18 protein-coding genes are annotated in these 19,237 nt (G+C 71.6%); 3 read left to right on the top strand and 15 right to left on the bottom strand.

Annotated features, from left to right (window positions below; genetic code table 11):
- Nucleotides 1–29 precede the first annotated feature (29 nt).
- Both PZ894_RS17720 and PZ894_RS17715 read right to left on the bottom strand, forming a co-directional pair.
- The gene (locus PZ894_RS17720; RefSeq protein WP_275746829.1) at nt 30–1,349 is read right to left on the bottom strand and encodes a sugar ABC transporter substrate-binding protein; all 1,320 of its coding nucleotides are present in this window, start codon (nt 1,347–1,349) and stop codon (nt 30–32) included.
- A 142-nt stretch (nt 1,350–1,491) separates the two neighbouring features.
- A complete protein-coding gene (locus tag PZ894_RS17715) occupies nt 1,492–2,343 on the bottom strand; it encodes an AraC family transcriptional regulator (protein ID WP_275746828.1) in 852 nt (283 codons plus the stop codon).
- Between the two features lie 47 nt (nt 2,344–2,390).
- On the opposite strand from PZ894_RS17715, the gene PZ894_RS17710 reads away from it, so the two are divergent.
- Nucleotides 2,391–3,419, top strand: coding sequence for a LacI family DNA-binding transcriptional regulator (locus PZ894_RS17710; RefSeq protein ID WP_275746826.1), 1,029 nt, complete (start codon nt 2,391–2,393; stop codon nt 3,417–3,419).
- A 13-nt stretch (nt 3,420–3,432) separates the two neighbouring features.
- Here the strand turns inward: PZ894_RS17710 and PZ894_RS17705 are convergent, their stop codons facing one another.
- From PZ894_RS17705 to PZ894_RS17660, 10 genes are all read right to left on the bottom strand, one after another.
- Nucleotides 3,433–4,386 (bottom strand): zinc-binding dehydrogenase, encoded by a 954-nt coding sequence (locus PZ894_RS17705; protein ID WP_275746825.1) that lies wholly within the window; start codon nt 4,384–4,386, stop codon nt 3,433–3,435.
- Nucleotides 4,383–6,446 carry an alpha-amylase family protein gene (locus PZ894_RS17700; protein ID WP_275746824.1) on the bottom strand — a complete coding sequence of 688 codons (2,064 nt, stop codon included), beginning with the start codon at nt 6,444–6,446 and terminating at the stop codon, nt 4,383–4,385. The genes PZ894_RS17705 and PZ894_RS17700 overlap by 4 nt, the downstream gene beginning before the upstream one ends.
- A 30-nt stretch (nt 6,447–6,476) precedes the next feature.
- Complete coding sequence (locus tag PZ894_RS17695) at nt 6,477–7,394, bottom strand: sugar phosphate isomerase/epimerase (protein WP_275746823.1); 918 nt, start codon at nt 7,392–7,394, stop codon at nt 6,477–6,479.
- Between the two features lie 10 nt (nt 7,395–7,404).
- Entirely contained in the window at nt 7,405–8,154 is a 750-nt protein-coding gene (locus tag PZ894_RS17690; protein ID WP_275746821.1) for a phytanoyl-CoA dioxygenase family protein, read from the bottom strand.
- A 94-nt stretch (nt 8,155–8,248) separates the two neighbouring features.
- Nucleotides 8,249–9,325: a Gfo/Idh/MocA family oxidoreductase gene (locus PZ894_RS17685; RefSeq protein WP_275746820.1), complete on the bottom strand. Its 1,077-nt coding sequence runs from the start codon at nt 9,323–9,325 to the stop codon at nt 8,249–8,251.
- A gap of 37 nt (nt 9,326–9,362) precedes the next feature.
- The gene (locus PZ894_RS17680; RefSeq protein ID WP_275746817.1) at nt 9,363–10,538 is read right to left on the bottom strand and encodes a Gfo/Idh/MocA family oxidoreductase; all 1,176 of its coding nucleotides are present in this window, start codon (nt 10,536–10,538) and stop codon (nt 9,363–9,365) included.
- Nucleotides 10,539–10,613: 75 nt separating this feature from the next.
- The gene (locus tag PZ894_RS17675; protein WP_275746816.1) at nt 10,614–11,543 is read right to left on the bottom strand and encodes a ribokinase; all 930 of its coding nucleotides are present in this window, start codon (nt 11,541–11,543) and stop codon (nt 10,614–10,616) included.
- A complete protein-coding gene (locus PZ894_RS17670) occupies nt 11,540–12,427 on the bottom strand; it encodes a nucleoside hydrolase (protein ID WP_275746815.1) in 888 nt (295 codons plus the stop codon). Before PZ894_RS17670 ends, PZ894_RS17675 begins: the two co-directional genes overlap by 4 nt.
- Nucleotides 12,412–13,083, bottom strand: coding sequence for a ThuA domain-containing protein (locus PZ894_RS17665; protein WP_275746814.1), 672 nt, complete (start codon nt 13,081–13,083; stop codon nt 12,412–12,414). Before PZ894_RS17665 ends, PZ894_RS17670 begins: the two co-directional genes overlap by 16 nt.
- Nucleotides 13,084–13,177: 94 nt before the next feature.
- Nucleotides 13,178–14,293, bottom strand: a complete 1,116-nt coding sequence (locus PZ894_RS17660; RefSeq protein WP_275747176.1) for a GDSL-type esterase/lipase family protein — start codon at nt 14,291–14,293, stop codon at nt 13,178–13,180.
- 193 nt (nt 14,294–14,486) lie between these two features.
- On the opposite strand from PZ894_RS17660, the gene PZ894_RS17655 reads away from it, so the two are divergent.
- Nucleotides 14,487–14,783, top strand: a complete 297-nt coding sequence (locus PZ894_RS17655) for a hypothetical protein (RefSeq protein ID WP_275746813.1) — start codon at nt 14,487–14,489, stop codon at nt 14,781–14,783.
- 64 nt (nt 14,784–14,847) lie between these two features.
- Nucleotides 14,848–15,381 carry a hypothetical protein gene (locus tag PZ894_RS17650; RefSeq protein ID WP_275746811.1) on the top strand — a complete coding sequence of 178 codons (534 nt, stop codon included), beginning with the start codon at nt 14,848–14,850 and terminating at the stop codon, nt 15,379–15,381.
- Between the two features lie 12 nt (nt 15,382–15,393).
- Here the strand turns inward: PZ894_RS17650 and PZ894_RS17645 are convergent, their stop codons facing one another.
- The 3 genes from PZ894_RS17645 to PZ894_RS17635 form a co-directional block, all read right to left on the bottom strand.
- Nucleotides 15,394–17,640: a catalase gene (locus PZ894_RS17645; protein ID WP_275746809.1), complete on the bottom strand. Its 2,247-nt coding sequence runs from the start codon at nt 17,638–17,640 to the stop codon at nt 15,394–15,396.
- 43 nt (nt 17,641–17,683) lie between these two features.
- Entirely contained in the window at nt 17,684–18,880 is a 1,197-nt protein-coding gene (locus PZ894_RS17640; RefSeq protein ID WP_275746807.1) for a cytochrome P450, read from the bottom strand.
- Nucleotides 18,881–18,897: 17 nt separating this feature from the next.
- Nucleotides 18,898–19,237 (bottom strand): hypothetical protein (locus tag PZ894_RS17635; protein ID WP_275746805.1); only part of this gene is annotated, 340 nt, incomplete at its 5' end.

The raw sequence follows: 19,237 nt of genomic DNA, 5'->3' as shown, positions 1-19,237 counted from the left end.
CCTCCGTGCTTGTGGTGTGCGGGCGGTCGTCAGCCTCGGGCCAGGATCGCCTCCGCCTGCTGGGCGGTGTTGTTCAGCGCGTCCTCGGGCGACTGGTCGCCGTACATCGACTTGCCGAGCTCCTCGTTGAGGATCGTCTCGATCCGGGGCCACTTCGGGTTGGAGACGGTGCTGGCGACGCCGCAGGGCATCAGGTCGATGAAGCCCTCGAGGACCGGCTTCTCCTCGACGATCTCGTCGCCCTCGAGCAGCGAGGTCAGCGGCGGGAGCAGGGTGCCCTCCGTCTTGTAGGTCAGTCGGGCGATGGTCTCCGGCCGGGAGAGGAACTCCATCCAGAGCCAGGCGGCGTCGGGGTGGTCGGTCTGGTCCATCATCACCAGCGCGTCACCGGCGATCGTGGTCTTGCAGCCGGCCGACCCGTCGGGCAGCGGTGCCGTCGCCCACTTGCCGTCGATGCCGGGGAACTCCTCGGCGAGCGTGCCCGCGAACCAGGCGCCCGCCATGTACATGCCGACCTGACCCTCGGCGAAGGCGACCCGCGCGTCCCACGAGTTGGAGTTCAGGTAGTCCGGCGGCGCGTACTGGGTGAGGCCGATGTAGTAGTCGGCCGCCTCCTTCGCCTCGTCGCTGGTGAAGAGGATCTCGGCGTCCTCACTCAGCAGGTCGCCGCCCGCCTGGTAGAGCCAGGGGTACCAGTAGTACGCCGACTCCGGGGCGAAGACCGCGTAGCCGTAGGTGCCGGCGTCCTCGTCGGTGAGTGCCGCCGCGTCCTCCTCGAACTCGTCCCAGGTGGTCGGCGGCCCGTCGAGGCCGGCCTCCTCGAACATGTCGGTGCGGTAGAAGAGACCGGTGGTCTCCCCGCCCATCGGCAGGCCCCACATCTTGTCGTCGTAGGTGACGAAGGTCTTGAAGGCATCGACGTAGTCGTCGGCCTTCACGACCTCGCTCCGGTCGATGTAGTTCTGCAGGTCCACCGCCGCGCCGCGCGAGGCGTAGTCGGCGGTGTCGCTGGCGTTGACGTAGGCGACGTCGGGTGCGTTGTTGCCGGCGATCCGGGTGGTGAGCACCTGCGCCGCCTGCTCGGCGGGCACGTTCTCGAACTTGATCGTGATGTTGGGGTGCTCCTGGTGGAACTCCCGGGCCAGCTTCTTCATCTCGGGCTGGCTGCCCACCCAGGAGAAGAACGAGACGGTCGTGGGCTCGGTCGGGTCCTCGACCTGGCCCTGGCCCTCGCCCTTGGGCTCGCTCTGCGGGTCCTCCGACTCGCCACCGCAGGCGGCCAGACCGAGGGACGTGATCGACACGACGGCGGCGACGGCGGCCACCTTGCGGGACAACTTGGACCTCACCGAACCAGCTCCTTGCTCACTCCAGAGGGGGCACTGTCGAAGACCGAATGCGACCTATGCAAATCGTTTGGCTCCTTGGCGGGAAGCATCGTTGCCGGGCCGGTCCCTGTCAAGGGATTCGGGTGGTTCTCGTCACACCTCGTCAGATTGTCACGTGCTCGTGACCTGGTTCCGGGGAGCGACGCGGCGCCGACGGGGGTGCGCCGTACCGGCGCCGGAACGCGCGCCCGAAGTGCGACAGGCTGTTGAAGCCGGACGCGTGGCAGACCTCGCTCACGGACAGCTGCGTGGCGGCCAGCAGCGAGCGCGCGAACCGCAGCCGGCGCTCCTGCAGGTAGAGCTGGAACGGCACGCCGGCGTAGGCCCGGAACCGCTCGCTGAAGTAGTTGGGCGACAGGTGCGCCCGCTCGGCGGCGTCGGCGAGCGTGATCGGCTCGCGGAAGTGGCGGTCCACGAAGAGCACCGCCTGGCGCAGTCCCTCCTCACCGGCACCGGCGCGCCGCCGGTGCGGGACGTCGGTCCCGCACCGACGGGCCAGCTCGACCACGAGCAGCGCGACGAGCGCCTCCGCGGCCTGTCGGGACCCGGGCCGATGCCGCTCGAGCTCCTCCCGGAGGCGCTCGAAGTCCGGCTCCGCGTCGCCGAAGTCGTCGGTGCGCCAGGGCAGGCCGGCCACGACCTGCGATCCGAGCGCGGCCAGCTGAGGCTCCATGAGGGTCGGATCGAGCACGGTGTTGTAGCAGCCGAGCGACTCGCCCTCCGCCACCCGGATCTCGTGGAAGTCGGCGGGCGAGAGCAGGAAGGCGCTGCCGGGCCGCAGGAGGCCGCGCTGGCCGTTGACGACGTGCTCGGCCGTGCCGGACAGCACGAGGCCGAGCTCGTAGTAGTCGTGCCAGTGCACCCCCACGCTGGCGAGCTCCGGTCGCTGCACCCGCACGCCGACCTCGGGCGCGAGCAGCGAATCGACCGTGAACCGCTCGACGGGGTCGGTCATTCGCACCTCATCGCTCAAATCGATTTGACTTGGGTACAGTACCGCGCATGCCGCGCCGTGAGCCGACCCGCAACGGGGACTCCCCCGGTCGCGTCACCATCGCGCACGTCGCCGATCGTGCGGGCGTGAGCCCGACGACGGTCTCCCACGTCCTCTCGGGCAAGCGGGTCGTCAACGCCACCACGCGCGACGTCGTCCTCGACGCGATCCGGGAGCTCGGCTACCGGCCCAACCACGTCGCGCGCAACCTGCGGACCCGCCAGTCGCACATGATCGCGGTCGTCGTCCCCGACATCACCAACCCGTTCTACGCCGTGCTGACGCGCGGGCTCGCGGACGCCGTCGATGCCGCCGGCTACGGCAGCTACGTGTGCAGCACCGACGGCCAGCGCGACCGGGAGCGGAAGTTCTTCCAGGACGTGATGGACCGCGGTGTCGACGGCATCGTCTTCGCCTCGGGCGAGACGGCGTCGGAGGTGACGTTCGGCCCGGCCGACTACACGACGCCGATCATCTGCATCGGTGGCCACCTCGACCACCCGCTGTGCGACGCCGTGACCCCCGACGACGAGGCCGGGTCGCGGGCGGCCGCGTCGTTCCTCGCGGCCCGCGGCTACGAGCGCATCGCGATGATCCAGGGGCCGCAGCGGTACGGATCCCAGCGCACCGCCGGCTTCCGGGCGGCCATGCAGGCCGCGAAGCACAAGGTGCCGACGGAGCTGATGGCACGCGGCGACTGGACCCGCAAGGGCGGGTACGACGCGATGCGCGGGCTGATGACGCTCGACCGGCGGCCCGACGCGGTCTTCTGCGCCAACGACCTGATGGCGATCGGCGCGCTCGACGTCGCCCACGAGCTGGGCCTCGACGTGCCGACCGACGTCGCGATCATGGGATTCGACGACGTCGACGCCGCCACCATCGTGACGCCGCAGCTGACGACGGTCCGCAACCCGGCCTACGAGGCCGGCAGCACCGCCGGCGACCTGCTGATGAGCCGCATGTCCGGCCGCTACACCGGCGCGGGGCGCACGGTCGTGCTCCCCTGCCCACTCGTCGTCCGCGGCACGGTCTGACGCTCCGGGCGCCTCACTCGTCGGGGAACGCGATCACCGCCTTCACGAAGCCCTCGGGCTTGCCCCTCAACGTCGCGAACGCCTCGTTGATGTCCTCGAGCCCGAACCGGTGCGTGACCAGGCCGTGCATCGACAGCACCCCCGACGACACCAGCCGCATGCCCACCTCCATGCCGCGCATGATCACGGCCGGGTCGCGGAAGTGGGCGTTGAGGATGGTGAACGCCATCCAGTTCCAGTAGGCCAGGGGGATCTCCCGCGACGGACCCTGGTGGAAGCCGACGATCGCGACCTTGCCGCTCATCCGGGTCGTCTCGCCACAAGAGGTCAGGGCCGCCTGCGTGCCGGTGCACTCGAAGGTGAGGTCCGCTCCTCCGCCGTCGGTGAGGGACCGGACCACGTCGGGCAACGACTCCCTGGTCACGTCCACGACCCTGGTGGCGCCCAGGCGGGACGCGCGCTCGAGCGCTTCCGGACGGGTGTCGGCCACGATCAGCTGCCGCGGTCCGCGCAGCGCGACGAGCTGCTGCACCAGGTTGCCCATGAACCCGGCGCCGATGACGACCACGTCGTCGCCCAGCCGGGGATCGGCGAGCTCGACCGCGTTGACCACGCACGACAGCGGCTCCGCCAGCGCCTCGTCGAGGGAGCCGTCACCGGCCGGGAAGCAGTACGCCGCACGGACCGCGACGTACTCGGCGAAGCCGCGCTCGGTGACCCACACGCCGACGCGGACGCCGACGTCGAGGTCGGTGACCTCGGCGCCGGTCTCGACGACCACGCCGCTCACCTCGTGACCCGGGTAGCGCGGCTCGCCGGTCGACGGCCCGTCGACCCAGGGCTCGAGCTCCGAGGCGCAGACGCCCGAGGCGGCGACGCGCACCAGCACCTCGTCGGGCCTGATCCGCGGCACCGGCACGTCGTCGACCTCGAACCGCTCCGGTCCGCGCAGGACCGCGATCCTCACGGCAGGTCTCCGTCGTGGAAGACCACGATCGTGTAGACGCCGACCTCGTCGAGGCGTACGAGGTGCGCGTCGCCGTCCCGCGTGAGCTCCAGCGGCGTACGAGAGCCGTTGCTGGCCACCGCGGTCGCGTGCTGCTTGTGCTTGGGCAGCCGCACCCGCAGCGGCACGTCCGTCAGCGTGCGCACGGCGTCAGCATCGCGGTCGTAGTCGTAGTTGACCAGGTGCAGGGCCAGGGAGCCGTCCGCGAGCTGCTGGAGGTTGGACGCGACCGAGACCGATGTCTCGACCTGCCGACCGTGCGGGAGCAGCTCGTCGAGCTCGGCGTGGCCGGCCGTCCGCACGCCCTCGTGCTTCGGCAGCAGCTTCGCGACCCGGTCCGTGGCGACGACCGTCCCGCCGGCCGCCAGGTAGCCCGCGACGGCCACGACCTGCGCCTGCGTCATCGCGTGCACGTCCGGCAGCACCACGGTGGAGTAGCGCGCCAGCGCCTCGGCGCTCGCCCGGTCGGGCGCGGTGACGCCGTCGGCCCAGATCACCACGTCGAAGGGCACGGCGGCGTCAGCGAGCGTCCTCGTCACGACGCGGTAGGGCACGACGACCGAGTCGTCGCGCAGGTTGGTCGTGTTGTCGCTGGCGTCGGCCTTGCCGATCAGCTCGCGGGTGCTCTCGACGCTGAAGACGACCGCGACCTCGTTGGCCGTCGGCCGCGCGATCAGCTGCTCGTGGTCGGCGAGGAAGCTCTGGACCTCCGTCGCGAGCCCGTGCGGGGCGTAGAAGGAGTCCTCGATGACCGAGCCCATCCAGGAGCCGTAGGGCACCGACATGTTGGCGCCGAGGGCCGCCGCCTCAAAGAGCGAGAGCCGGAAGAGGTCGTGACCCCTGCCCTCGGCGAGCAGCCCGATCAGCTCGGGCACCACGCCGCCGTACGGGTTCTCGACGACGACGACGTCCTTGTCCCCGGCGAACGCCGCGACGTAGCGGTACCACTCCGGCTGCCGGTAGGTCGTGTTGCGCATCTCGGTGATGACCAGGTCGACGTCGTCGGCCAGCGCGAGGTACATCGGCTCGAGGTTGAAGAAGTTGCCGGACAGGATGATCTCGCGCCCGAGAGATCGGCCGTACTCACGCGCGTAGTCGGCGAGCTCGGCGAAGTACTTCTTGATCGAGAGGCACTGGAAGGCGTAGTAGTCGCCGAACAGCGGCGTGCTCTCGCGACCGTCCTTGAAGTCGTAGCCCTGTGCGAGGAGCCAGTCGCCGTAGTGGAACGTCGCGAGGTCCACGCCCTCGAGCTCGGCCGGTCGGCGGTCCTGGAGGTGCGCGCGGAAGCCCTTCATGCAGTCCTTGCAGAAGCAGGCGCCGTACTGGAACGCGCCCATCGGGAGCTCGGCCTCGTCGAGCTGGATGCCGTCGGCACCGGCGTCGAGCTGGATCCGGATGACGGCCTTGAGGTACTCGCGCCACACCGGGTTGTTGCGGTCCATGTAGTAGCACCGGTGCTCGCGGTCTGGACACTCCACCCAGTGCGCGTGGCACGGTTGCTGGTGGATGTCGCGGACCACGCACTCCTCGATGAGGTCGGTGACCGGCTCTCCGTCGGAGTTCACCAGACCGTCGGGGAAGTAGTGCTCGACCGGCTTCCAGAGCTTCGGATAGCGGTTGGAGGAGAACTCGCGCAGGCCCATCCAGTCCCGCTTGCCGACGCCGCGGAGCTCGTTGAGCGCGAGCACCTCGGTCTCGTCCTCGGTCAGCTCGACCGGGAACTCCCAGCCCTGCGCCTCGAAGACGATGCCGAGCACCTTGATGCCCCGCTCGTGACAGGCGGCGATGAACTCGCTGTCGTTGACGAACCCGTAGAAGCGCGAGCGCGCGTCGACGGGGCCGAAGGCCTCCTGCTCGAGGTAGGGCAGCGACAGCGACCCGCCGCCCATCGAGGCCCACACCAGCACGGTGGCGCGGAAGTCGACGAGGTCGTCGACCATCCGCAGCCGGCGCGGCGGCAGGCTCGGGTGGTAGCAGTGCTGGCGCGGGAACCAGGCGTCGAAGTAGACACCGCGGTGCATGGTGGGCCTTCCTGGGCTGACGGGGACGGATCAGACGTTGACGTGCGGCGCAAGAGTGCGCTCGGCGATGGCGAGGCCCCGGTAGACGCGCTCGGGGTCGCCGCTCCACACCGGGTCCTCGTGCTCGACCGAGACCACGCCGTCATACCCGGACTGGAAGAGCGTGTCGACGACGCGTCGCCAGTCGACCTCCCCCAGCCCCGGGATCCGGTAGCGCCACCAGCCGCTCGCCCACGGCTGCCTGTCAACGACGCGGCCGAAGACGCCGTAGTGGTTGCGGTGCTCGGCGTGGACCTCGACGTCCTTGGCCTGCACGTGCAGGACCCGATCGGCGAAGGCCTCGAGCGCGACGACCGGATCGATGCCCAGCCAGACCAGGTGGGACGGGTCGTAGTTGAGCCAGAGCCCGAGGTCGGTCATCCAGCGCCACAGCTCCGGCGAGTAGGCGAGGTTGGCCGGGTAGCCGTCGGGGTGCCACCCCTCCATCGGGCAGTTCTCGATGACGAGTCGTACGTCGCGGGCCGCGGCGTACTCGACCAGCGGCGGCAGCACCTTGTCGGCGAGCCGGAGGTTCTCGGCGACGGTCAGCGAGATGTCGCGACCGACGAACGTGCCGACCAGGCCGACGCCAAGGAGCTGCGCGGCGTCGATGCACCGGCGCAGGTGCTCGTGCGTCGCCTCGCGCACGGCGAGGTCCTCGTGGAGGTTGTTCTCGTAGTACGCGACCGCCGACAGGGTCAGGCCGTTGCGGTCGAGGATCGACCTGACCCTGTCGGCATCAGCCGGCCCGAACGACTCGACGTCCAGGTGGCTGGCCTCCCAGTCGCGGCCCGGCCGGTCCGGCCAGGCCGCGACCTCCAGCGCGGTGTACCCGTGGGCCCCCGCCCAGCCGGCGATGTCCTCGAGGGACTCGCCGGGCAGGCAGGCGGTGAGCAGTCCCAGCTTCACGGGCGGGACCTCACGCGTTCGCCGGGACGTTCGCGTAGGAGTTGCCGGCCAGGTCCTCGCCGCGAGCGAGCCAGATCTTCCAGCCTTCGTTCTGCGGCACGTCCTGCATCCTCACCGAGGACGGGAAGTAGCGCATCGTGTAGCCGGTGCGCCGGACCGCGCTGGTGTTGGCCTTGGCGCCGTGGACGATCCGGCCGTCGTGCATGGAGAACTCGCCCCGCTTCAGCTCGAAGTAGACGGCCCGGTCCTCGTCGACGCCCGCGAGGCCCGCGTGGAAGGTCTGCTCCGTCATGTCGGTCGGCTCGTAGTTGTCCGAGAAGCCACCGTCGAGGTGGGTGCCGGGGATCACCCGCATGCAGCCGTTCTCCTGGAACGAGCCGTCCTCGAGGGCGAGCCAGATCGTGACGATGTGGTCGTAGCTGTCGAACCGCCCCTCCCAGAAGGCACTGTCCTCGTGCCACGGCGTGGCCCGGCCGGTGAACGGGTCCTTGGAGATGAAGTGGCTCGACCAGAGCGCGATGTTCGGGCCGATCAGCGGCTGGACGGTGTCGAGGACCTCGTCGGACATGAGGAACTCCAGCAGCCGGTCGTCGCGGTAGTGCGGGGTGTCGAGCTCGTCGGAGAGCTTGTCGCCCTTGTCGGCGAGGTGTTCGTTGAAGATCTGCTCCAGCCGGGCCAGCTTCTCCTCGGAGAAGAGCTGCCGGCCCGGCAGGAGGTAGCCGTTGGTGCGGAAGTGGTCGATGTCCTGCTCGCTCAGCACGGTCTCGCCTCTCGTTCGGTGGTGCGGTGTCAGCGACGCTACGGACCCGCGGCCCGCGCGACGACGCCTATCCTCGGCCGCGTTCGACTTATCTTCAGGAGGACGCCTCGATCGCCCGGATGATGTCGACGAAGAGCTCCATGTCCTGCACGTAGTCCTCCGGGCCGGTCTTCGGGGTGCCCCCGTTCGTCACGATCTCGTGGAAGTACTCGAGCTCGTAGGTGTAGGGGTCCTTCAGGTGCGGCCGGACCACCGAGCGCTCGTAGGCGTCGCCGTTCGTGAGCTCCAGGTGGAGCGTGGTCGGGAAGTGCCGCACGTACGGCGTGTCGTACTGGACCTTCATCGTGCCGCTCTCGCCGTAGACCTCGATGTAGGTGTCGTAGCGCAGCTGGGCGTCGACGCCGGTCTCGTAGGTGACGACGAAGTCGCCGTAGTCGAGCAGGGCGACGACGTACCCGCCGTTGCGCCACATCTTCGCCGCGGAGACCTCCCGGGGGCGCCCGAGGAGCTCGCGCATGGCCGACAGGTCGTGGCTGCCGAGCCCGCACAGCAGGCCGTAGGTCCACTCCAGCTCCTGCGGCACCTCGCCGAGCGCCTCACGGACGAGCGCCGACCGGCGCGCCCACTTCTCGTCGACGAGCTCCTGCGGGATGTCGTCGGGCCGGTCGACGTACGACGTCTGGTCGACGATCAACCGGTTCTCGCCGATGACGTCGTGCACGCGGGCGTAGCGGACCTCGCCGAGCTCGGGCAGCCTCGCGACCGCCTCGTTGAACGCCGGGGCGAAGCGGCGCATGTAGGCGACCATGACGGTCTTCCCCGACCGGTTGCGGGCGGCGATGATCTCCGCCGCCTCGCGGGGGCTCAGGCACATCGGCTTCTCGACGAGGACGTCGAGCCGGGCGTCCAGGGCGGCGATCGTGCACTCCGCGTGGTACTCGTCGCTGTTGAGCACGAAGACGCAGTCGAGCCCGCCGGCCGCGATCATCTCGCGAGCGTCGGTGTGGCGGTGCTCCACCCGGTAGCGGTCCCCGAGGCGCTTCAGCAGGCCCGGGGAGATGTCGCAGATCGCCGCGAGCTCGTAGTGGTCGGGGAGGGACTCGATGATCGGCAGGTGGATGACCTGGGCTACCTCGCCCAGGCCGATCACTCCGACGCGCAGCTTGCTCAACGTGTTGCCTCTCGTGGTGCAGTTCGGTTCGGGGAGGTCAGACCTTGGCCCAGGCGGCGTTGTCGGCCGAGGACCGCTCGACGGCGTCGAGCACGCGTTGCACCTGGAGGCCGTCGGCGAACGACGGGCTGGGTGGCGCGCCGCCGGCCACGTCGCGGACGAAGTCGGCGATCTCGTGGACGAACGTGTGCTCGTAGCCGAGCCCGTGCCCGGGCGGCCACCACGCGGCGGCGTACGGGTGGTCGGGCTCGGTGACGAGGATCCGTCGGAATCCGGCGTCGGCCGCGCTGCCGTCGTAGACGTGCAGCTCGTTCATCGCCTCGAAGTCGAACGCCAGGCTGCCCGCTGAGCCGTTGACCTCGACGCGCATCGCGTTCTTGCGGCCGGTCGCGAAGCGGGTCGCCTCGTACGTCGCCAGCGCCCCGCCGTCGGTGCGGCCGAAGAAGACGGCCGCGTCGTCGACCGTGACCTCGCCCGTCTGGGCTCCCCCGCTGGCGCTCGGCCCGGACGACGCCTCCGGAAGCGGGCGCCGCTCGACGAAGCGCGCCAGGTGGCCGGCCACCTCGGTCAGCCGCTGGCCGGTCAGGAACTGGGAGAGGTCGACGATGTGCGCGCCGATGTCACCGAGCGCACCCGAGCCGGCCTTGTCCTTCTGGAGCCGCCACACGAGCGGGAACTCGGGATCGACGATCCAGTCCTGGAGGTACTGCGCCCGGATGTGGCGGATCGTGCCGACCGCACCCTGCTCGATCAGCCGCCGGGCGTGCGCCAGCGCCGGCGTACGGCGGTAGTTGAAGCCGACCATCGACTGCACGCCGCGGGCGCGCGCGGCGTCGGCCGCGGCGACCATCTGCTCGGCCTCCGCGACCGTGTTGGCGAGCGGCTTCTCGCAGAGCACGTGCTTGCCCGCCTCGAGCGCGGCCACCGCGATCTCGGCGTGGGAGTCGCCGGGCGTGCAGATGTCGACGACCTGGACGTCGTCGCGGTCGAGCACGTCGCGCCAGTCGGTCGTCCACGCGGCCCAGCCCAGCCTGGCCGCGGCCTCCCGCGCCGCCGACGCGGTGCGCCCGCAGAGCACGTTGGCCGCCGGTCGCACCGGCAGGTCGAAGAACCGGTGCGCGTTGCGCCAGGCCTGCGAGTGCGCCGCGCCCATGAAGGCGTAGCCGATCATCGCCACGCCCAGGGTCTCGCCGCCCTCGTCCGTCGCCGTCACGCCCATGCGCACCTCCCGTGCAAATCGGTTTGGTGCGTGAACGCTAAGCGCTGCGCGGCCTCGGGTCAATGCCGGTCAGCCACGTCGGTAGAGCGGCGGTACGCCGATCTCCGCCGCCCGCGGGAACGACGCCTGCGCGCCCGGTCGGCACACGGCGTACGTGCCCGCGCGTACGCCGATCCGCGCCGCCTCGACGAGCTCGCAGCCCGCGCCGAGTGCCGCCGCGAGCGCCCCGGTGAAGGCATCGCCCGCGCCGGTCGTGTCAACCACCGCGACCGCCTCGGCCGCGACGACGTCGATCTCGGCTCGCCGGCCGACGACGGCACCGGCCGCGCCGACGGTCACGATCACCGATCTGCATCTGCCGGCGAGCTCGGCGACGGCGTCGCGCGCCTGGTCGACACCTCGGACCTGCCGCCCGAGCAGACCGCTGGCCTCCGACTCGTTGACGACCAGCGGATCGCAGAGCGCCAGCAGGTCCGCGGCGATCGGCCGGTAGGGCGCGAGGTTGACGACCGCCCGTGCCCCCACGTCCCCGGCCGCGCGGACTGCGGCGTCGAACGCCGGCTCGGGGATCTCGGCCTGGGTGACGACGACGCCGGACGGCGCGAGCATCGAGCGCACCGCGCGCGCCGTGGTGCGGGCCTCCAGGAGGTCGTTGGCGCCGGGAGCCACGACGATGGAGTTCTCGCCTCGCTCGTCGACCATGACGAACGCGAGACCGGTGCGGGTGCCGGTCGCCACCATCTCGGTCGTGTCGACCCAGGCCTCCGCCAGGTCCTTGGCGACAGCCCGACCATCGTCGTCCCGACCGACCCGCGCGACGATCGCGGTCCGCGCGCCGAGCAGGCTCGCGGCCACGGCCTGGTTGCCGCCCTTGCCGCCGGAGCCGACCGACGCCTGGCCGCCGAGCACGGTCTGCCCGGAGGTCGGCAGGTCGTCGACGCGGCAGACGTAGTCGCGGTTGACCGAGCCGACGACGACCACGTCGACCTGACGGGTCACGGCAGGCTCGCCATCCGCTCGAGGAAGAGCTCGCGGAACGCCGCGGCGTCCACCGCCGTGGCGATCCGGCAGTTCGGCGTCGGCGGGTCCTGCCACATCAGCAGGTCGGCCACCGCGACTCCCCGGGTGAATCGGCCCTCGGTCTCGACGGCGACGTGCGCCTCGGTCCAGGTGACCAGGTCCGGACGCGTGACGACCGCGACGGCGAGGGGGTCGTGCAACGCGCAGCTGCCCTGCTCGAGCTCCTCCCGCGGCTTCGCCCGCTCCTGGAAGTCGATCCAGCCGTGGGTCGCCGACCCGGCGATGCGGCCGAACCGACCGCCTTCGGCGATCGCGTCGGCGTCCGCACGCGTCAGCCTGACCTGTCGAGTGACGTCGAGCCCGACCAGCCGCAGCGGTGCGCCGCTCTCCATCACGGCCTGGGCGGCACCCGGGTCGCACCAGAAGTTGTACTCACCGGGCATCGCCGCGACGTTGGTCTGCTCGAGGTAGACCCCGCCCATGACGACGATCTCGCGGACGTCGCGGGCGACGTCGGGGTCGAGCTGCAGCGCCCGGGCGACGTTGGTGAGCGGCCCGATCGCGACCACGGTCAGCTCGCCCGGCTCGGCGCGCACCCGCCGGACGATCTCCCGCGCGGCGCCCTCGTCGGCGGCCGCTCCCTGCACGACCGGGACCTCGGGGCGCCCGAGCACCTCGACCAGGTCTCGGGTCAGTCGGGTCGAGGTGACCACGTCGCTGTTGCCGCCGACGGTGGTCACGAGGTCGACCACGATGCCGGGGTCCGCGAGTGCCAGCGCGAGCGCGAACCCGTCGTCGATGTCGGCGTCCGGCGCGCCCATCGCCAGGTCGGTGTCGAGGATGATCCTCAGCGGCTCGCCCACAGCAGACCTCGCTCGGTCAGCGTCCGCACGTCGGGGTGGTCGAGGTCCTCGAGCTTGTGGCCGATCGTCGAGACGAAGACCTTGCCCCGTCCCCAGCGGCGGGTCCACACCGCGGGGCAGGTGACGGTCTCACGCCACGGCGTGCCGTCGCCCGGCTCGAACGTCGTGGTGGCGTAGACCTCGTTGAGCGCGTCGGTGAGCACCCAGTACTGCTCGGTGTCGAGCGTCCACCTCGGGTTGAGGCCGGCCACCAGCTCGTGATCCGCCTTCTCGGGCAGCACGACCACGTCGTACTCGACGAACCCGCCCGGGTGCGCGGCCCACTGGCCGCCGGTCAGGTGGAGGTAGTCGGGCGAGCCGCGGTAGGAGTCGCACACCCCGCCGTGCCAGCCCGCGAGACCGGTGCCGTCGGCCACCGCCGCCGACAGACCGAGCACCTGCTCGTCGGTCGCGACGCCCTGGGTGTAGCACTGCACGACGAGGTCGGTGGCGGCCAGCTTGTCGGCGTCGGCATAGACCTCGGGGCCGTCGTGGACCTCGATCGCGAAGCCGTGCTCCTTGAGGAACGGGATGAACCGCTCGGTCGCCTCGACCGGGCCGTGTCCCTCCCATCCCCCGCGGACGACCAGGGCCTGACGAGTGCGGGAGTTCTCCATGGGCGGGAACGTTAGCCAATCGATTTGCTGCTGGCTAGCGGCTCGCCGCGAACCGGTCCAGCACCGCACGCAGCCGGTGGCGGGTCCGGGGAGCTCAGGACACGACGACCGCGGCGCGCGTGCCGGGCGCACTGACGAGCTCGCGACGGGCCGCGATCGGCTCGATCCAGTAGGTGCCGGGGTCGAGGCGGACGGCGAGGTAGTCGTCCTTGCTCCAGCGGGACTCCTTGACGAGCGTGCCGCCCGCGGGAGCGGTCCAGACGCGGACCTTCGCCTTGGTGGCGTAGGTCAGCTGCCGCACGCGCAGCAGGTTCGCGACCGCCAGGCCGGTGCCACCGGAGACCTCGGTGGAGAACTGCGGCGTCCAGTCCTCCTGGTGGAAGACGTGCACCGGCCGGCGGAAGACCCCGAGCTCGGCGAACGCCAGCGAGAAGCTCTCGGCGAAGAGCGTCTCCCCCGTCGGGTTCGGATGCACGTTGTCGAAGGTGTAGAGCTGCGGGTCCCACGGGTGCGCGGCACTGGTGCGGAGGTGGGCGATCGCCACCCGCCGGTCGCGGCCGATCTTGCGGGCGATCACCTCGTTGGCGTACGCCGTCCGCGCGTTCTTGCGGCTCGCCTTGATGTTCACGCCCTGCTCGCGGCCGGAGCTCGGGATCTCGCCCACGATCACGCGGGTGTCGGGCTCGACCGACCAGATCCGCTTCAGCAGGGTCGCGGTGTCACGGGCGATGCGCCACGCGCCGCGCGTGGTGGCGTCGTTGAAGCCGAGCTCGAGCACGACGACGTCGGGGCGGTAGGTGCGCACCTCCCCGGCGATCCGCGGCAGGTGGTAGGCGAACCGCGAGCCGCCCTGCGCCGCGTGGGCCTCCTGGTGGGCGAATCCGTGGTCGGTGTGCTCGTAGTTGTACTCACCGGGCGCGAGGTCGCGGTGGGGGTAGGTCGACCGCAGGTCGGTGCGGGGCCCGACGAACCGGGCGGGCACGCGCTGCTGCCGGAACTCTCGCCACATCCAGTAGCGGTAGGTCGCCGAGCCGGGGTGCCCGTGGGTCATCGAGTCTCCGACGTACATGACCCGGATCGGGTGCGCCTTGGTGTACTTCCGGGGCCACTCCACCCGGTGCCCGGCGGCGTTCGCAGACGGCACGAGCGCGAGTAGCAGCACGACGGCGAGCGAGGTCAGCAGCACCCTGCGCAGGCCGACGGGACGCATGTGCAAGGAGTGACTCTCGGGACGTGGGTGGACCGGTGGGGAAATCATGCAGGGTGGATCCCCTCCCGTCCACCCGGCGACGCGACGGCCGGAGGCATGACGGGAAGCATGGCGGGTGCCCCCACGGGGTACCCCCAGACCAACCCGGGTCGAGCAAGGGGCCAGGGGCGGATGCGCCGGTGAGGAGAGCGCCATGGCATCGGTCTCGTACAACGCGCGGGAGCGGCGACTCGTCGTCGAGAGCTTCTGCTGGCCCGAGGACGCCCCCGGGCTCGCGGACGCCATCGAGGCCTTCGCCGATCCCGGCAGCGGGCTCATCGTCGATCTCACCCGGATGCCGTCCGTCCCGTCCGAGGTCGCGGTCGCCATCCGCGATGCCTGTCGGGGCGCCGAGAGCCTCGGATGCCGGGTGAGGGTCTGGACCGACCCGGACACGGCGACCGCAGCGCAGATCTCGTCGGCCCGCCACGATGTGGCCGCGTCGAGCTGATCCGGCTGCGGGAAGGCGTCGCGCGCCGACGCTGAGGTGCTGCGTATCGGGTACCTCCTACGACGTGGAGCTCTACCGCTGGATCTGGGCGGTGACCTGGCTGCTGGTCGGCGCCGTCCCGGTCTTCCTCGGCCTGCTCGTGGCGGCACCCGTCGCGCTCTGCTTCGCCGCCCTGGCGACCGCGGTCTGCCTGGCGCTCGTCGCGGGCTGGGCGCCCGTCGACTGCGCGGCTGGCGGTGTCGTGGCCGCGATGGCGGTGGCGGCGCTCTGGTCGACCGGGCCGGCCGCCCTGGCCGCGCTGGCACTGGTCGGCGCGACCTCGCCGTACGCCGTCGGCCGGGTCGCGCGCGCCGTGCGCCCGCCCCTCCACAAGAGCGCGGTCGAGGCGCTCGACGACACCCGGCTGTGCGCGGCCTGGTCGGAGAGCTATGTCGCCCTGCAGCGCGCGCAGAGCCCGGCCGAGCGCCTCGCGATCGTGAACGCCCGCCAGTCCTACCTCGACGAGCTCGAGGCTCGCGACGCCACCGGCTTCCGGACCTGGCTGAACTCGGCCGCCCGCCCGGTGGGCAACCCGCACCCGTTCATCGACCCGAGCTGATCGGTCCGCGGGCTACGAAGCGGTGAACCGGTCCCAGACACGGTGCCGAGCCATCTGCTCCTGCACCCGGGCGAGGACGTCGGCGCCGTCGGCGCCGCGCACGATCCCCGGCGCGCCGGTGCAGCCCGCGGCCTCCAGCACCGTGACGCCGTCGCCCCACGCACCGATGACCTTCGCGTGGCGGAAGCACTCCTCGAGCAGGAGGACCACCCGCGGGTCGACGTTGGGGGTGTCGGCCGCGCCGGCCTTGGCGTCGCGGAGCGGCAGCGCGTCCGGTGCCGGCACGGGAGCACCGGCGACCAGCACGGCGTCGAGCTCCACCGACCGGCCGGTGGCGAACGTGCGCTGCGCGGCGATGCCGTCGCCGACGACGCCGCCGTGCGGGGCGATCACGAGCGGCACCATGCCCGCATCGAAGATCGCGGTGCGCACCGCGTCGACGCCGGACAGGTCGCCGTCGGGATCGACGACGATGCCGACCATCCGTCCGTCCGGCGGCCACTCCTGGCCGACCTGGGACAGGGCCGGGCTGGGCTCGACGTCGGCCGGCTCGACGGTCGGCTCGGGAGCCGGCAGGCCGAGTCCGGTCGCGACCTCGGAGCAGAGCCGGGCGTCGATGTTGGCCAGGCACTGCAGCTGGCGCTCCTTGATCGCCTGCACGTAGCACTTGCCGAGCTCGAACGTGTACGCCCGGATGATGTGCTCCTGCTCCACGGGCGTCATGCTCAGCCAGAACTGCCGCACCTGGCTGAAGTGGTCGTCGAACGACGCGGGGTTGGCGCGCACCTTGACGCTCTCGGCCACCCGGACGGCGAGGTCCTCGAGCGCCCGCGCGTCTCCGTCGACCACGAACGGGCAGCCGCCGTCGAGCGAGTTCGGCCGGTACGGCGCGGCGCCCGCGTGCACGGCGTGCTGGTGGAACCCGTCGCGCAGCATGTCGTTGACGGGCGCGTGCGGCCGGTTGATCGGGATCTGCGAGAAGTTCGGGCCACCGAGCCGGGTCAGCTGCGTGTCGACGTACGAGAAGAGCCGCGTCTGCAGCAGCGGGTCGTCGGTCACCTCGACGCCGGGCACCAGGTTGCCGACGTGGAAGGCGACCTGCTCGGTCTCCGCGAAGAAGTTCGTCGGGTTGCCGGTCAGCACCATCAGGCCCACCGGCTGCACCGCGGCCATCTCCTCGGGGACGATCTTCGTCGGGTCGAGCAGGTCGATCCCGCCGAACATCTGGTCGGGCTCGTCGGGCAGCACCTGCATCCCGAGCTCCCAGGCCGGGTAGGCGCCCGCCTCGATCGCGTCGGCGAGGTCGCGCCGGTGGAAGTCGGGGTCCATGCCGCCGATCAGCTGGGCCTCCTCCCAGGTCAGGGAGTGCACGCCGAGGCGGGGCTTCCAGTGGAACTTGACCAGCGCCGTCTCGCCGGCGTCGTTGACGCACCGGAACGTGTGGACGCCGAAGCCCTCCATCATCCGGAACGACCGCGGGATGCCGCGGTCGGACATGTTCCACATCGTGTGGTGCTGCGCCTCGGTGTGCAGCGACACGAAGTCCCAGAAGGTGTCGTGGGCGCTCTGCGCCTGCGGGATCTCCCGGTCGGGGTGCGGCTTGCCCGCGTGGATGATGTCGGGGAACTTGATGCCGTCCTGGATGAAGAAGACCGGCATGTTGTTGCCGACCAGGTCGAAGGTGCCTTCGTCGGTGTAGAACTTCGTCGCGAAGCCGCGGGTGTCGCGCACCGTGTCGGCCGAGCCGCGCGACCCCAGCACGGTCGAGAACCGCACGAACACCGGCGTCTCCTTGCCGGCCTCGAGGAACGCCGCGCGGGTCACCGTGTCGGCGGTCCCGTAGCCGACGAACACGCCGTGGGCGCCGGCCCCGCGCGCGTGCACGACGCGCTCCGGGATCCGCTCGTGGTCGAAGTGGGTGATCTTCTCGCGCAGGTGGTGGTCCTGCAGCAGGGTCGGGCCGCGCTCCCCCGCCTTCAGGGAGTGATCGGTGTCCCGCACGCGGGCGCCCTGCGACGTCGTGAGCCAGGCGTCGTGCTGGCTCCGCGAGCCCGGGGCCGCTCCGGTCTCCGCACCGGTCGCCGTGCGTGCGTCGGGCGCGGCCTGGTCGGACTTGGGCGGCAGCGGTTCCCGGGGCTCGGTCGGCTCCTCGACGGTGGGCGGCTCCGAGCCGGGCGCCCCCGGGATCGACGGCTCCTGTGTCCCCAGACCGGCGACGATCCGGTCGAACGTGTCCTTGGCGAGCTTCCTGGGGTCCATGCGGACCGGTAACCACCCGGCTCCCGGTCACACCCGGATGGCCCTACGACACCCGCACCGGCAGGCCGCGCGCCGGCAGCGTGGGGATCCGGGTCGGGTCGTGCGCCGTGTCGGTGACCGGCTCGTAGTCGACGCCCGCGAGCACCCGCGCCGTCTCGGAGAGGATGCGCACGGTGAGGGTCTCGCCGGGACAGCGGTGCCCGGTCGTCGGGTCGCCGCCGCCCTGCGGGACGAACGCGAACGGGTCGGGCATGACGCCGGCGAAGCGCTCCGGCAGGAAGCGCTCCGCCTCGGCCCAGTGGTCCGGGTCCCGGTTGGTCCCCGGCACGTCCAGGACGATCAGGTCGCCGGGCTCGACGGTCGTGTCGGCGATCTGCGCCCGACGCACGGCCCGGCCGGCGAGCGCCGGGACGAAGGGGCAGGTACGACGTACCTCGTGGCCGAACTCCACCCGATGCTCCGGGTCGTCCAGCAGCGCCCGCCACTGGGGGTACGCATGGAGGTCCCGGGCGAGGAACGTGCCAGCCCACGCCACGGCGACGGTGGGGCGCAGGATGTTGACCAGCTCCACGCCGGCGAGCCGGGCGTCGAGGCCGGCTCCGGGGCCGGTCGCGAGCTCGGCCACCACGCTGCCGGGGCGGGCCTCGGGCCAGCCGCTGCGCGCCTGCGCGACCAGCCGGCGGGCGCGACGGTCGATCCACCACCGGGCCAGCCACGCCTTGGGGTAGGCCGCGCCCGCGCCGCCGAAGCCGTCGACGACCGCGGCGAGGCGCCGGCTGGTGCGGCGCGTCTGCGCGGGTCCCGCGATGATGCCGGCCCACGCCTGCACGGCCGCGCCGTACACCTCGACGAGCTCGTCGAAGACGACGACCTCGCGGCCGGACCAGCCGGCGGCCCGCCGCTCGAGGTCGCGGCCGATGGTCGTCGCCAGGTCTGCCACGCGGTCCTCGTCGAGGAGGTCGAGGAACATCCGCTTGCGCGACGCGTGTGTCGCGCCATCGGTCCCGTGCACCGCTCCGCGGCCGAAGAGCAGGTTCGCCAGCGGCGCCGGGATCGCGCCGGCACGCTCGACGACGCTTGTGTCGTAGAAGAGCCGCGCGCCCTCGCGGCCGCGGACGACGACGGCGCGGCGGCCCAGGACCGATGAGCCGAAGACGTCCGCGCCGCCGTGCTGTCGGTGCTCGTGCGGGAGCGCCAGATAGCCGCGCCGCAGCAGCTGCGCCGCCAGGTCGCCGGTCACGACACGGGCCGACGAGCTCAGTGGCTCGCCTTGCCGCCCTTGCGACCGGCCTCCTTCTTCTGAGCGGTCGTGCCGCCCTGCTTGCTGTTGCCGCCCTTGCCGGACTGCTGGCCGCCGTGCTTGGAGGAGTCCTTCGCGTTCGCGATCTTCGCGGCCCGCTCCTTCGACATGCCCTTGTCCTTGAGCGCCTCGTACTGCTTCTCGTTCTTCACGTTCGACGACTTGCCCGGCATCACGGCACCTCCCAGATCGGATTCGTGGATGCGGTACCCCGGGGTCGGGCGCGTATGCCCGCCCGCACGTGCTGCCTCGCGTGCTGCCTCGCGTGCTGCCTCGCGTGCTGCCTCGCGTGCTGCC

Source organism: Nocardioides sp. YIM 152315 (genome assembly GCF_029210375.1).
Classification (GTDB): Bacteria; Actinomycetota; Actinomycetes; order Propionibacteriales; family Nocardioidaceae; genus Nocardioides.
This window is presented reverse-complemented; position numbering and strand designations above follow the sequence as displayed.

Excerpts from the sequence above, each read along its gene's own strand:
- PZ894_RS17665 (WP_275746814.1), bottom strand. The coding sequence starts at position 13,083 with ATGGAGAACTCCCGCACTCGTCAGGCCCTGGTCGTCCGCGGGGGATGG.
- PZ894_RS17645 (WP_275746809.1), bottom strand. The coding sequence starts at position 17,640 with ATGGACCCCAGGAAGCTCGCCAAGGACACGTTCGACCGGATCGTCGCC.
- PZ894_RS17655 (WP_275746813.1), top strand. The coding sequence starts at position 14,487 with ATGGCATCGGTCTCGTACAACGCGCGGGAGCGGCGACTCGTCGTCGAG.
- PZ894_RS17700 (WP_275746824.1), bottom strand. The coding sequence starts at position 6,446 with ATGCACCGCGGTGTCTACTTCGACGCCTGGTTCCCGCGCCAGCACTGC.
- PZ894_RS17715 (WP_275746828.1), bottom strand. The coding sequence starts at position 2,343 with ATGACCGACCCCGTCGAGCGGTTCACGGTCGATTCGCTGCTCGCGCCC.
- PZ894_RS17660 (WP_275747176.1), bottom strand. The coding sequence starts at position 14,293 with ATGCGTCCCGTCGGCCTGCGCAGGGTGCTGCTGACCTCGCTCGCCGTC.
- PZ894_RS17710 (WP_275746826.1), top strand. The coding sequence starts at position 2,391 with ATGCCGCGCCGTGAGCCGACCCGCAACGGGGACTCCCCCGGTCGCGTC.